Origin of the sequence: Streptomyces sp. NBC_01013 (assembly GCF_045162765.1) — a bacterium.
Taxonomy (GTDB): Bacteria; Actinomycetota; Actinomycetes; order Streptomycetales; family Streptomycetaceae; genus Streptomyces.
In genome coordinates, this window is sequence record NZ_CP108687.1 from 3,264,854 (window position 1) to 3,278,961 (window position 14,108).

Annotated in this window: 7 protein-coding genes; 1 reads left to right on the forward strand and 6 read right to left on the reverse strand. The window is 72.8% G+C overall.

The features are described from left to right. Positions 1-116 precede the first annotated feature (116 nt). Positions 117-428 (forward strand): chorismate mutase, encoded by a 312-nt coding sequence (locus OG538_RS13855; protein ID WP_406093498.1) that lies wholly within the window; start codon positions 117-119, stop codon positions 426-428. A 633-nt stretch (positions 429-1,061) separates the two neighbouring features. Here the strand turns inward: OG538_RS13855 and OG538_RS13860 are convergent. From OG538_RS13860 to OG538_RS13885, 6 genes are all read right to left on the reverse strand, one after another. Next, positions 1,062-2,810: a peptidase gene (locus tag OG538_RS13860; RefSeq protein ID WP_406093500.1), complete on the reverse strand. Its 1,749-nt coding sequence runs from the start codon at positions 2,808-2,810 to the stop codon at positions 1,062-1,064. Positions 2,811-3,109: 299 nt separating this feature from the next. After that, positions 3,110-4,945, reverse strand: coding sequence for a GMC oxidoreductase (locus tag OG538_RS13865; protein ID WP_406093502.1), 1,836 nt, complete (start codon positions 4,943-4,945; stop codon positions 3,110-3,112). A gap of 61 nt (positions 4,946-5,006) precedes the next feature. Then, on the reverse strand, positions 5,007-6,635 hold the full coding sequence (locus OG538_RS13870) for a succinic semialdehyde dehydrogenase (RefSeq protein ID WP_406093504.1): 1,629 nt from the start codon (positions 6,633-6,635) through the stop codon (positions 5,007-5,009). Positions 6,636-6,841: 206 nt separating this feature from the next. Then, complete coding sequence (locus OG538_RS13875; RefSeq protein WP_406093506.1) at positions 6,842-8,512, reverse strand: serine/threonine-protein kinase; 1,671 nt, start codon at positions 8,510-8,512, stop codon at positions 6,842-6,844. 143 nt (positions 8,513-8,655) lie between these two features. Then, positions 8,656-11,469 carry a protein kinase gene (locus tag OG538_RS13880; RefSeq protein WP_406093508.1) on the reverse strand — a complete coding sequence of 938 codons (2,814 nt, stop codon included), beginning with the start codon at positions 11,467-11,469 and terminating at the stop codon, positions 8,656-8,658. Between the two features lie 180 nt (positions 11,470-11,649). After that, positions 11,650-13,629, reverse strand: a complete 1,980-nt coding sequence (locus OG538_RS13885) for a serine/threonine-protein kinase (RefSeq protein ID WP_406093510.1) — start codon at positions 13,627-13,629, stop codon at positions 11,650-11,652. Between the last annotated feature and the right edge of the window lie 479 nt (positions 13,630-14,108).

Consider the following 14,108-nt stretch of genomic DNA (forward strand, 5'->3'; position numbering starts at 1 on the left):
CTGCTTGAGCAACTGACAAGCAACGTTCCAGGCGCCCCGGGCCGACAGGCCCGGGGCGTTCTGGCGTTCCGGGCCTGTCGGTTCAGGGGGGGCCGCACCCCACCGGGAGACCCGCCATGAGCAGCACCGCAACCACCACCACCGCCAGGACCGCCACCGAGGTGACCGGCGCGCACACCGACGAGGCCGCGTCCCTGATCTCCGACGCCCGGGCGCGCATCGACTCCCTCGACGACCGGATCATCGGCCTCGTCCAGGAACGGATGGCCGTCTCCACGGTCATCCAGGAGGCCCGGATCACATCCGGCGGCCGCCGGGTCAACCTCTCCCGCGAGATGGAGATCCTCGGCCAGTACCGGGACGCGCTCGGCCGGCCCGGCACGTCCCTCGCGATGACCCTGCTGGAGCTGTGCCGCGGCCGTGTGTGACGCCTTGCGGGGGACGGCCTCGCCGCGGCAGGGAGTGGATCGGCGAGCAGGGTTCCGTGGCTTCGCACGCACGGCGCAGGAGGGAGGCGACGCGGAGCGCCGTTGACCGGCGACAACGGCGCAAGCGCGGTCGCAGGGCGTCGGGAGCCCCTTCTCCACCGCGGGGGAGGTCGTCAGACGCCCAGGGGTTACCAGGGCTGTACGGGCGTATCCCTGTTCGGGCGGAGTCTCACCCGTACGGCGCGTGACCGGGCCCCGTACGGCTTCGTTGGTCCCGGTGTCCGTGCCAGCCAGGGGCGGCTTTGGAAGGAAACCACGCGTGGCTCCGCCGGGGTGTGTGGCGTACTGCACGTACGCCGTGGGACCGCGCACCGGCGTGCGTGACCGGTCGGCAGGGGACAGCAGCCCGGTCACTCGGAGGGACCGTTCGCCGGTCTCTTCACGAACGGCCGGCTCCGGGGACGCCCGGAGCCGGCCGTTCTTCGATCCGGCCGTTCTCGCTTCTGGTCTCTGTTCCGGCCGTTCCCTGTTCCGGCTGCTCCTGCCTCCAGCCGTTCCTGCTCAGCCGCCCCCTGCCGGCGTTCCGTCCTTCACCGGCGTGCCGTTACTCCCGTGCCGTGCGGCCCGGGGGTGTCAGCGGGTCGCGCGGCGGCGGGACGCCGCGTACAGGGCGCCGCCCGCGACCAGGGCCACGAGAGCCGCGCCGCCGGTCATCAGCGCGGCCGAGCCGGTGGAGGCGAGACCGCGCCCGCCCCCGGTGTCACCGCCGCCGTCGCCGCCGGTGGTGCTGCCGGCCGAGGACGAGCCGGTCGAACCGCTCGGGGCGCCGGCCGCTCCACCGCTGTCCTGGGAGCCGCCGGTGGAAGCGCCCGCAGCGGTCGATCCACCCGAGCCCGAGGTGGCTCCACCGGTGGTGCCGCCGGTGGAGCCCGTGCCCGGGTCCTTGCCGTTCAGCACCAGGGAGGCGGTGTTGTCGGCGGGCTTCGGGTCGAAGTCCAGGCCGGGGGCGCCGAGGTGGATGTTGCGGACCCAGACCTTGCCCGACGCCCCCGGGACCACCTTGTCGATCTTCAGCTCGAAGGGGAGGGCGAAGTCGGTGTCCTCGTTGACGGACATCGGCGTGGAGCAGAAGTAGCGCGGGGCTGCTTTCTGGTTCTCGCGGTACCCGCCGTCCGCGGTCACACCGCGGCAGGAGGCGGGCTTGTCGAGGACCGTGGCACCCTCGGGCACGGTGATGTCCACCGTGGCGACGTCCTCGCCGGAGCGGATGTTCCCGACCCAGGCCGGCCCCCGGTTGCGGAAGCCGACCGTCACCTCGACCGAGTCGCCCGCGGCGCCCTCGGCCCGTGCTCCGTACGCCGCGAAGTCGGCGCTGTTGGCGGTCCGGAAGTCGACTTCCTGCTGGTTGTCGTACGGATCGAGGTCTGCCGTGCGTGCCGCCGGGGCCTTGCGCAGGGTCAGCGCGGCGCCCGTGCCGGAGCTGTACCGCGTACCGCCCCGCTCCGCGGCGAGGGCGGCCGCGCCGCCCTCCGCGATGCGGTAGAGGAAGGTGTCGTACAAGGCGCGCGGGGTGGCCTGGACGGTGAGCGGCTCTGCCAGCGTGTACGTGGCGCCCGGCTCGTAGCTGCCGTCGAAGGTGCACAGGGCGGTGGCCCAGTCGCCGGGGAAGGCGCTGCCCGGCTCGCCCTCGCTGTACTCGCAGTTCCGGTACCGCTCGGTGAATGCCATGCCGCGGCTGTGGCGCAGGGTGAGCAGGACCCCGTCGGCCGCGCGCGTGCCGTTGTTGGTGAAGGTGATGGGCACCGGCTGGCTGTCGCCGGGTTCGAGGTTCGTCCTGAACGGGAGCCGCTTCATCGACAGGTCCGGGCCGCCGATGCCGACGTGGGCGGAGAAGGACCGGAAGGTGGCGCCTTCCGCCTCGGCTGTGACCTCGATGGTCCCGGAGTCGCCGTCCTTGCTGCCCTTCGCCGCGGTGAGCTCCAGCTCGGCGAGGGTGCTCAGGCCGGGGAAGATGCCCCAGTCGTGGCAGGTGGCGGTCGTGCCGGTGGTCTCGCAGTCGCTGCTGCCCTCGTTGCTGAACGACACGTCCGCCACCCCGGCGATCCCGCTGAGGTCGAAGCGGACGGTGTACTCCTCGCCGAAGGTCCCGTTCTCCTCGTCCTCGGACGGGTTGTCGACCGTGAAGTCCAGGGTCGCCTTCTGCGCCGTACCCGTGGCCGGGTAGGGGTGCAGGGCGGTGTCGGCGGGGCCGCCGAGGGTGAACTCGGGGACCGCTGCCTGCGCCGGGGTGTTCAGGACGAGAGCACCGGCGGCCAGCAGGCCGGCAGCGGCGAGACCTCCGGTGACGCGACGGAGCCTTGCTCTCGGGGTCGTGCTTCTCATCTCGGGCCCTTGGGGTCGTCGGGAGCTGTGTGACCGCTGTGACAGCGACACGGGTACGACCACGGGCATGCCGGAATAGTTGCGCGGGTGCGGATCACGGATCGGGTACGCAGCGGAGCGTGACCGACCTCACACCGGAAAGTCGCCGGCCCGGGGGCAACCATCCGGGCGCTCCGCAGGTCATGCATGCGGAACCACCGGTCACATCCGTAACGCGGCTTCACCGGTAGAGCGTGAGGGGCTGCACTCGGAGGGGGGTGCAGCCCCTTGCGCTGTCCCGGCCCCGCCCCCCTGCTCCGTCACTCCGCCTTCGTGGCCTTCCTCGGCGGTATCGCGGGCATCTCCAGGAACGGCAGCCTCAGAGCGCCGAACGCCTCCTTCGGGACGGCAGGCGCCTGGGGCTCCACCGCCGCCAGCCGCTCGTACCCCGCGCCCTGCGCCGGGCGCGGGTCCTGTTCGCCCTTGTTGGGCCAGAAGGACATGGCCCTCTCCGCCTGCGCGGTGATCGTCAGCGACGGGTTGACCCCCAGGTTGGCGGAGACCGCCGAACCGTCGACGACCGATATGCCCGGGTGACCGAACAGCCGGTGGTACGGGTCGATGACCCCCTCCTCGGCACTCGCGCCGATCGGGCAGCCACCGAGGAAGTGCGCGGTGAGCGGGGTGCCCATCAGCTCGCCGATGTTGGAGCCCGGGAAACCGTTGATCTCGTCGGCGAGCAGTGACGCGCTCTGCGTCGCCTCGGCGATCTGCGTCGGGTTGGGCGCGCCGTGGCCCTGGCGGGCGGTGAGCAGCCCCTTCCCGATGCCGCGGGGCTTGCGGTACGCGGTCAGGGAGTTGTCCAGCGACTGCATGACGAGCCCGATGATGGTCCGCTCCGACCAGCGCCGGTTGGAGAGCGACCGCACGGCCAGGGTGGGGTGCTTGGCGATGTTGCCGAGCCAGGCCAGCACCCGGTGGGTGCTGTACGGGACCTGGAGAATGGTCAGGCCGCCCATCGCGTTCGATCCCTTGCCGTAGCGGACCGGTTCGATGTGGGTGTTCTCGTCGGGGTGGATCGACGAGGTTATGGCGACGCCCTTGGTGAAGTCGGCCTTGGTGCCGTGCTTCTTGCGGTAGCGGCGGTCGGAGGTCTGCGCGCCGACGAGGCCCTCGGAGTTGGTCCGGGTCAGCTCGCCCAGGCGGGCCGGGATTCGGGGCAGAAGCCCCTGGTCCTTCATCGTGTGCAGCAGGGTCTGGGTGCCGTACGTCCCCGCCGCCACGACCACCTTGCGTGCGCGCAGCACTGTGGGCTTCGCCTTCCTGCGGCGGTCGGTCGGCACGGTGGAGACGCGGTAGCCGCCCTCCGGGTCGTCCGTGACCGCGACGACGGACGTCATCGGGTGGATGACCGCTCCGGCCTTCTCCGCGAGGTGGAGGTAGTTCTCGTTGAGGGTGTTCTTCGCACCGTGCCGACAGCCGGTCATGCACTCGCCGCACTCGGTGCAGGCCTTGCGGGCGGGGCCCGCGCCGCCGAAGTACGGGTCGGCCACGGTGCCGCCGGGCTTCGCCCTGGCCGTACCGTCGGCGTCCTTGCCGTCGCCGAAGAAGACGCCGACGGGGGCGAGGTGGAAGGTGTCGCCGACACCCATCACCTCGGCCGTCGCCTTCAGGTGGACGTCCGAGGGCGTCATCGTCGGGTTGAGCCGGACCCCGAGCATCCGCTTGGCCTGGTCGTAGTACGGCTTCAGCTCGTCCTGCCAGTCGGTGATGTGCGCCCACTGCTGGTCCTCGAAGAACGGCGCCGGGGGCACGTACAGCGTGTTGGCGTAGTTCAGCGACCCGCCGCCGACACCCGCGCCGGCCAGCACCATCACGCTGCCGAGCAGGTGGACGCGCTGGATACCGAAGAGGCCGAGGGCGGGGGCCCACAGGTAGTTCTTCAGGTCCCAGGAGTTCTTGGGCAGGGTGCCGGGGGTGAAACGGCGGCCCGCTTCCAGGACGCCGACCCGGTACCCCTTCTCGGTCAGCCGCAGCGCCGACACCGCTCCGCCGAAGCCCGAACCGACGACGAGGACGTCGTAGTCGTACGCCGCGTCGTCATCGGTTCCTTCCGGGTCCACGGACTGATTCCGGGCAGGGCTGACCTGGGACATGGCTCTCCTCGGTGCGGTACGAAAAAAGCTGGGCGGGGCGGGATGGGGTCGGGCAGGGCGGTCAGCGCAGGCGGAAGGCCTTCATCGCCTTGAGGCTGCGGCTCATGAACGCCGCGTACCTGGCGTCGTCCATTCCGAAGGCCGGGGCGAGCGGGATCAGCCGCTGCTGGGCGACGGTCTGGGCCTCGGTGTACTTGAGGATGCCCTCGGAGCCGTGGCGGCGGCCGAGACCGGAGTCCTTCATGCCACCCATCGGGGACTGCACGCTGCCGTACGCGGGGGCATACCCCTCGTTGATGTTGACCGTGCCGGTCCGCAGCCGGGCGGCGACCTGGTGGCCGCGCCTGCCGTCCTTGGTCCAGACGCTCGAGTTGAGGCCGTACGGGGTGGCGTTGGCCAGAGCGACGACCTCGTCCTCGTCGCTGAAGCGGTAGACGGAGACGACCGGCCCGAACGTCTCCTCGCCACAGACGGCCATCGGCGCCTCCACGCCGTCGAGGATGGTCGGCTCGTAGAACAGCGGGCCGATGTCGGGGCGGGCCACGCCGCCCGCCACGAGCGTGGCGCCCTTCTCGACGGCCTCCGTGACGTGCCGGCTGACGGTCTCCAGCTGGCGCTCGCCGACGAGCGAGCCCATGTCGGCGCCGTACGCGAGGGAACTGCCGAGCCGCATCGCCTTCGTGCGGGCGGCGAACCGGGCCACGAAGTCGTCGGCGACGGACTCGTGGACGTACAGCCGCTCGATGGAGATGCAGAGCTGGCCGGCCGAGGAGAAGCAGGCGCGGACGGCGCCGGCGGCGGCCTTCTCCACGTCGGCGTCCTTCAGGACCAGCATGGCGTTCTTCCCGCCGAGTTCCAGCGAGACCCCGACGAGCCGGGCCGCGGCGCCCTGGGCCACCTCGCGGCCGGTGCGGGTGGAGCCGGTGAACGAGACGTAGTCGGCGTGCTTGACGATCTCGGGGCCGACGACGGGCCCGTCACCGAGCACCACCTGGAAGACCTCGGCCGGGAGCCCGGCCTCGATGAGCAGGTCACGGGCCCACAGCGCGGTCAGCGCGGTCTCCGTGTCGGGCTTCATCACGACGGCGTTGCCGGAGACGAACGCGGGCAGCGCGTCGCCGACGGACAGTTCGAGCGGGTAGTTCCACGGTGCGATCTGGCCGATGACGCCGCGGGGCTGGCGCAGTTCGGTGACCTTCGTGAGGGTCGGTACGACGCCGGTGTGCCGCTTCGGCTTCAGATAGGAACCGGCCTTGCGGCCGTAGTGCCGGGCGGCGACGGCGACCGCCTGCACCTCCTCGTGGGCGTGCAGCCGGGCCTTGCCGGTCTCCAGCTGGATGAGGTCGAGGACCTCGGACTGGCGGTCGAGTACGAGGTCGTGGAAGCGCAACAGCACGGCGGCCCTGGCCCGGACGGGCATCGCGGCCCAGGCGGGCTGGGCGGCGCGGGCCCGCTCGTAGGCGGTCGCCACGTCCTCGGGGGTGGACTCGGGCAGGTCGGCCAGCTTCTCGCCGGTGAAGGGGGTGTGGTTGGCCGTACGGCCGGAGCCGACGACGCCCCGGGTCAGCTGGGCGATCACCTCGGGCGTCACGACATCGGCGGCCGTGCGCGCGCCCGCGGGCGCGGCGGCCACGGGGTTGGTCCCGACAACCGCGGCGGAGGTGGACGTGGAGGCCTGCGAGTCCGTCATGAGGGCGAGAGTACGTCGAGCCGGATGCTTTGGGTACCCGTGGGTAACAGCTTTTCACACTCCCCACAACAGCCCTCTGCGACCGCTCACCGATCGAGCCAGTGATCACTGGCCGAATAACCCCTGATCAGGGGTATTCTCCGCGGTATCTCCCCCGTGACCATCCGGTCCGTGGGGCGGCTTCGGACCTGTGGCGGTCCGCCGGGTCAGTTGGAGTCGACCGGGGCGCGCCAGCTGCGCAGCATCGTGGCGAACTGGTCCCGGGTGATGTCCCAGTCGTCCTCCGGCCCCGTCATGTACAGCGCGTACTCCGGGCCGCCCTCCTGCGCGTAGTACATCTGGTCGATGGCGTGCCGCGGCCCGGCGGCACCCTTCTCGGTCCAGGTGAACTCCCAGATCGATCCGGGGCAGTCACGGTAGACGTTGGTGTTCAGCTCCAGGCTCCGGTAGTCCGGCAGCCGCTCGCGCAGGCTCGTCTCCAGGTTCTGCATGTGCGTGTACGAGTCCTCGAAGTCGGGCGCCGGGTCGACGCTGACGCGGAAGTAGTGCACACCGTCGTCCGGGGTGTAATCGATGTTGGTGCCCTCCACCCGGCGCTCCCAGCCGATCGGCATGAGGATGCTGAACCCGGCGGGGTCCTGCACGCGCCGCCAGCCGTCCGGTACGTCCGCCTGCACCAGGTCCGCTGCGGACGTCGGCTTGGGGGTGGGCGTCGGAGTGGCGGTGGCCCGTCCCGGCGACCGGGTTCCGTGGGACGCCGTGCCGCCGCTGCCGGTGCCCGGTTCCGTGCGGTTCGCGTACAGCATCGCGGCGATGCCCGCACCGCCGCCCACCAGGGCAGCCAGGGCGATGACCAGGAGCGTGGTCCGCCAGCGGCTTCGCCGCGTGACCGGCGCGGGGCCGGAGGGCGGAACGGGGTAGGGCAGTTGGGCCGTGCCGCCGCCCGGTATCCCGCCGCCGGAGGCGCCGTCGGCGCCCATCGCGTGCAGGACCTCCTCGGGGAGCCGCTGAGTGGGGACGTACGCCTGGGCCGACCGGGGCTCGCGCCCCTCCATGGCCTCCAGCAGCATCCGTTCCGTCTCCGCGGCCGACGGCCGGTCCTCGGGCTCCTTGCGGAGCAGCGCCGTGATGACGGGGGCGAGCGCCCCGGCCCGGTCCGGCCGCGGGGGCTCCTCGGTCACGACGGCCTGCATCGTGGATATCGGGGAGGTGCGACGGAACGGCGAGCGTCCCTCGACCGCCGTGTACAGCGTGGCGCCCAGGGACCACAGATCGGAGGCGGGGCCCGGGTCACCGCCGCGGACCCGCTCGGGCGCCAGGTAGTCGATGGAGCCGACCAGTTCACCGGTCCTGGTGATGGTCGAGTCGCCCTCGATCGCCGCGATCCCGAAGTCGGTCAGCAGCACCCGGCCGTCCCGGGCGAGCAGGACGTTGCCGGGCTTCACGTCGCGGTGCAGCACCCCGGCACCGTGCGCGGCGCGCAGGGCACCCAGCACGTGGAGACCGATCCTGGCGGCCTCGCGCGGCTCGATCTCGCCCGATTCCTTGGCCTGGTCGGCGAGTGACGGGCCGTCGACGTACTGCATGACGATCCACGGCCGGTTGTCGTACTCGATCACGTCATGGACGGTGACCACGCCGGGGTGCGTGATGCGGGCGGCGGCGCGGGCCTCCTTCTGGGTACGCGCGTGCAGCACCACCCGGTCCGCCTCGGCGACGTACAGCCCGGCTGTCAGCTCCTTGACGGCGACGGTGCGGTGCAGCACCTCGTCATGAGCGCGCCAGACCTTGCCCATGCCGCCGCGCCCCAGGACTTCGCCGAGCCGGTACCTCCCGGCCAGTACCAGTCCCGCTTCCGTGCTCTGTGATCGATCCACGTGTCCCCGCCCCGTTCCTTCGGATGACAGGTTACGGAGGGGAAGTACGACCACGGAACCTCGCACCACTCACGAAATCGCACTGTGATGCTTGTCGCTCTGCCGCGGCGGACCCGGTCGCGCGCTGTCGCCACCGTGCGGATTCACTTCGTCACACGGTAGGAGACACTGGCCTGTTGGTAGATCTCGGTCACCTTGTCGCGCTGTGCCTCCGGGCCGATGACCTGGAGGATGTGGTAGCGGCCCTCGACGACCATCACGAGGTTGCGGACGTAGACCTCGCGGCCTTCGGCGTCCTGCCAGGTGAACTGACCCTCCGCCATGGCCTGCCGGCCGACGTCGATCCGGCGCAGTCCGCTCGCCGACGCCCAGCTGGAGTCGCGGAACTGTTTCAACTCCGGCTCCTTGTCCCGCTGGTAGTCGAGCGGGTCCGCGCCGTTGGCCTTCACGGTGTCGCGGCCGGGGACCACCAGAAGGCTGAAGCCGTCGCTTCCGTAACGGATCCGGCGGTTCGCGTCGGCGGGGCTGCGCTGCCAGCCCTTGGGCGCCCCGATCTCGAAACCCTCGGCGTCCTTGCGCAGGGTGTAGCCGGGTGCGAGTGCGACGGCGGAGCGGCTGGTCTGCGGCTGCTGTGCTCCGGAGGAGCGCGTGGGCGACGGCTCCCCGGAGTCCGGGGAGCCTGGGTCGGGCGCTCCCGATGCGGTGCGGGAGGGGCTTGCGCCCGCCCCGGACTCCGAACCGGACTTGGGCATGAACATCACCGCGTAGGCGACCGCCGCGGCCAGGAGCAGCAGGATCAGGACGAGCAGCAGCCGGCCGAGCCGGCGCGGCGTCCGCTCCTCACCCTGCTGCGGGCGGGGCGGCGTACGCAGCGCCTTCGGCCCCTTGGGCTCCCGGAGCGGCTTGGGGTTCCTGGGCTCGCGCACGGGGCGGGGGGCCCGCTCCGCCGGTTCCAGCCGCTCCTTGGTGTGCCGGTGCCGGCCGTGCGCCGCCCCGCCCCGGCGGCCGCGGCGCTTGCGGACGAGTTCACCGCGGCGGCGTACGACGGGGAGCCGGGTGGCATCGGGGGAGGGCAGCGTCACTACGTCGAGACCGGCCTCCGGCTCGGGCGCCGACCGCACGAGGGAGCGCAGCCAGCCGCGCAGCTCCTCGAAGTCCGGCCGCTCGGTGGGGTCCTGACGCAACAGCGATTCGACGACGGGCCGGAGCGGGCCGCACTCCTCGGCGTACGCGGGAGGTTCGCCGCAGACCATCTGGACGAGCTCGGCGGCGTTCTCCTCGGGGTACGGGGCGTGGCCCTGTACGGCGCGGTAGAGCAGGGCACCGAGCGCCCAGAGGTCGGTGGAAGGACCGATGGGCGGGGCCAGCTGCCAGTTCTCATGGACCGGGCCGGCCTGCTCGGGGGCCCAGCGCTCGGTGACCGCGCCGACGACGGCGATCCGGGCCTGCCGGGCCCGCTCGGCGGCGAGTGTGGTCGCGGGGCCGCGGTACGCCGACGCGTCACGGCCTTCGGCGACGATCTCGTCCCAGCGGCCCGGGGAGGCCTCACGGGTGGTGGCCGGCAGCTGCGGGCGGACGGCCGGGGCGGCCCCCTGCCGCCGGGAGTCGGCACGCAGGGCGTCCTCGCTGGAGCCCCCGGCGGGCACCGGACGCCCGCGGCCGGGGCCGTCGTCCCAGGAGCCGGTCAGATGGAGCCGCCGGGGCGGCGGGCCGTCGTCGCCCTCGTCGTCGTACGGATCCTCGTCGTCGTAGAGGTCCTCGTCGTACGGGTTGTCGGCGTCGTACCCGGCCGGGAGACCGGGGCGGCCGGGGGCCGGCTGCGGATGGGCGGGCCGCTGGACCGGAAGCGTGCCGGTGTCCTGCGCCTCGTCGGCCTGCGCCCGGCGCTCCTCCTCGCCGATGCGGGCGGCGGCGCGGGCGCCCGCGCGGTACGCGGCGATGGCGCCCGCCCGTGCGGCCCGCGCCTGCGCACTGCCGGCCTCGGAGGCGGGGACGGGCACGGTGGCGGGCGGTGCGGGCGGCGAGGGCCGGCGCACCGACTCCAGCTCGCCGGCCCCGTAGGGCTGGACCGGGCTGGCCCCGGGCCCCGACTCGATGGCCGCGGGACCCCGGGAGCCGGGGAGCTCGGGCGGGCCGTACGGATCGTCGTGCTCGGGCTCGGGCTCGGCCGCGGCCGGGCCGTACGGATCGTCGTGCCCGGGTCCGGCCGCGGCCGGGCCGTAGGGACGGGCATCCCCGGGCTCCAGCGCGGAGGTGGCGCGCGGATCGGGTCCGGGCGCCTCGACCGCGGGCGGGGTGTAGGGGCCCGTGGGCCCCGACTCGACCGCGGGGCCGCCGTAGCCCTCCTCGCCGTCGCCGTCGTCGGCACGCGGCACCGGCACGTACCCGCAGAGGGCCTCCTCCGCCGCCCCGGCCGCCAGACCGGTCAGCACCACGCGCCCGTCGTCGCAGACGAGCACCGTCCGCACGGTGATGTTGCGGTGGGTCCAGCCGTGGGCGTGCAGCACGCGGAGCGCGGTCAGGACGTCGGAGCCGATCTCCGCGGCCCGGTACGGATTGAGCGGTTGCTCCGCGAGCAGGGCCGCCAGCGGCCGGGCCGCGACCAGTTCGCTCACGATCCAGAGCGAACCGGCCTCGGCGAACACGTCGAAGACCTGGTCCAGGCGCGGGTGGTCGGGCACCTGGGCCGCCGCCTGGGCGGCCTCGATGGCGCGCCGGACCGCCGGATCGGTGGACCGCCGCACCGTGCGCCCGCTCGTCCTCCGCGCCGCCGTCGGCAACCCGTCGGCATCGAGCACCTCGGCGTCCACGACCTCGGGCAACGGCACCTGACGGACCAGGACCTCCTGGCCGCTGTAGGTGTCGAACGCCCGGGTCTCGACCAGTTCGTACTCGTCGGACGGGGGCAGCGGAAGGCGGTAGCGGTCGGCAAGTACCCGACCCGCATAGTCGTCCACGACGCCTCCCCAGAGCGCGCTGTCCCCCGGTCACGTAGACCGCACGAAAACCGTCAATCGCAGTCAGGTACTGCGCAATTGACTTGTGGCTTCGGCTGCGTACGGTCTTCGAGCTCTCACAATACGTGGCAAGCGGCGGCCGCGCGGCAGGGTCGGCGCAACCCGGCCGGCCGGCTTGCCTCAGTCGAGCGGCTTGAACGTGTCGAACGCGGTCTTGCGCAGCGCCCGGCACTCCGCACCGTCCCATTCGCCGGCCGGGCAGCTGATCATGATCGCGTACCCATGACCGGCGTCGACCTTGAATCCCCGGTTGAGCACCCGGACCCGCTGCCCCTGCTGCGTACGCTCGAACTGCCAGTCGGCGACGGTCGGGTAGCCGTTGTACTGGACCTTTTTTATGCCGCGGTGGTGGTAACCGTTGCTGGTGCCGGCGACCGCCGCCCTGGCCGCGTTCCAGGCCGCGGCCGCGTCGCCTCCGGGCGAGTTGGTGTAGTCCACCTGAATCCGGGGGAAGCCGCCGCTGACGTTGTAGATGGCGCCGGAGTTGGCCCCCGCCGTCTTGTCGAAACGGAAGTCCTCGGGCATCGCCATGGAGAAGTGGAACTTCTTGTTCTCCACCCTCTTGTAACCGGCGGGCACGGCGTCGTCCTGCTTGTCGCCCTGCGAGTCGTCCGAGCCCTTGCCCGAGTCGTCGCTCCCGCCCTGGGCGCCGTCCGTCCCCTGCTCGTCCTTGCCCTGCTCGTCCTTGCCCTGCTCCTTGCCGCTGCCCTGCTCCGTGCCGGCGGAGCCGCCGGATCCAGCGGAACCGCTGCCGTCGGCTCCGGCGGCGCCGGCCGAGGCGGACGTGCCGTCCTTGGCCTTGCCCGCGTTGCCGGAACCCTTGTCGTCCCCGCCGAGCGTGAGCGCGAGGACCGTGCCGAGCACGGCGAGCACGATGACGGCCGCGATGACCGCCAGCGTGCGGCGCGGCACCACGTCCGTGAGGGACGCGCGGGGCGGGGGGACCGGCGAGGTGGCCGGACGCGGCGGCGGTACGGCCCCCGAAGGGGAGGCCGCGGCCGTTGTGGGGGCCGTGGCCGGCCGGGCCGGAGCCGATGCCACGGCACCCGCTCCCGCTCCGGCGGCCGCGGCGGGTCCCGCCTTCGCGTTCCGTACGGAGCGCAGCGCCCCGCGCAGCCGGTCGCGGGCGCCCTCGCCCGTCTCACCGGGCTTCTGCGCCGCCTTCGGCGGGGCGTCGGCCACGTTCTTGGGAAGCGCCATCACCTGGGTGGCGTCGGCCGGCGTCGGCACCGGGAGCACCGGCTGCTCCGGAGCGTCGATCACGGCGTTGAGCAGGGCCCGCGCGCCCGCGTCGTCGAGCCGCTGCTCGGGGTCCCGGGCGAGCAGCCCGTAGATGACCTCCTCCAGCGGGCCCGCGTTCTTCGGCGGGTCCAGTGGCTCCGTCATCACGGCCGTCAGGGTCGCGATCGCGGATCCCTTGTCGTACGGCGGGCAGCCCTCCACGCTCGCGTACAGCAGTCCGCCGAGCGACCACAGGTCGGCGGGCGGTCCCGGCTTGTGCCCGCGGGCCCGCTCCGGCGAGATGTACGAGGGCGCACCGACGAGCATGCCGGTGGAGGTGACCGACGGGTCGCCCTCGACCTGGGCGATCCCGAAGTCGGTCAGCACGACCCGGCCGTCCTCGGCGATCAGCACGTTGGACGGCTTCACGTCGCGGTGCAGAATGCCCTCGCGGTGGGCCGAGCGCAGCACGTCGAGGATGGCGAGGCCGACCTCGGCCGCCCGCTTCGGCGTCAGGACGCCGTCCTCGCGCACCGCCTCGGCCAGCGACTTGCCCTCGATGAGTTCCATGACGATCCACGGCCGGTCGTCCTCGTCGACCACGTCGTAGACGGTGACCGCGCCGTTGTTGCGGATCCGGGCGATTGCCTTCGCCTCACGCAGCGTGCGCGTGATGAGCCGGCGCTTCTCGTCGTCGTCGATCGCCGAGGGAAACCGCAGTTCCTTGACCGCGACCGTGCGGCCCAGCGTCTCGTCGACGGCGCGGTGGACCGTGCCCATTCCGCCCCGGCCGAGCACCTCTCCGAGCCGGTACCGCCCCGCGAGAAGACGTCCGTCCTTGTCCCGTTGGGGCTCCCGTGCCTGCTCCGCCTCCGACATGCGTCCCCTCTGCGATCAACCCGCCCTGGCAGAGCGTTCATTGTCCCTCACCCCGGGACCGGTCCTGGTGCCGGGTCCGGGGACCGTCATAAGTGGCCGACGGAAGTGATTCTTTCGGCCCGGCCCGTACGCGCGGCGCTGCCGGGTCACGACCGCGGGCCCCCGCCCCGCTCTGCCTCTGCTGCGCCCAGCGAACCACATCTCGCCCGGGCGTCCCCCCTTGCCTACCACGGCCCGCCGCTCACAGCGGCGCTTCGAACCACCCCATTCCCGGGCCAACCTGACGCACCGCCCCGGGGAGTGTGCCCCCTTCCCGTACCACCGAGGGCTCGAACCCACGCTGTGAACGCCGGAGTTCCCCCGCCTGCCCGTGCCCCCGCCCCGCCCGGGCCACCGCCCCGCCCGGTGGGGGCACGGGCGGTGGGCGGCGGGCCGCCCGCGGAGGGGGTGAGGAGCGACCGGTGGACGGGCGGCGGGCG

Bases quoted from the DNA above. Each gene is read 5' to 3' on its own strand.
- OG538_RS13855 (WP_406093498.1), top strand. From the start codon at position 117: ATGAGCAGCACCGCAACCACCACCACCGCCAGGACCGCCACCGAGGTG.
- OG538_RS13860 (WP_406093500.1), bottom strand. From the start codon at position 2,810: ATGAGAAGCACGACCCCGAGAGCAAGGCTCCGTCGCGTCACCGGAGGT.
- OG538_RS13865 (WP_406093502.1), bottom strand. From the start codon at position 4,945: ATGTCCCAGGTCAGCCCTGCCCGGAATCAGTCCGTGGACCCGGAAGGA.
- OG538_RS13870 (WP_406093504.1), bottom strand. From the start codon at position 6,635: ATGACGGACTCGCAGGCCTCCACGTCCACCTCCGCCGCGGTTGTCGGG.
- OG538_RS13885 (WP_406093510.1), bottom strand. From the start codon at position 13,629: ATGTCGGAGGCGGAGCAGGCACGGGAGCCCCAACGGGACAAGGACGGA.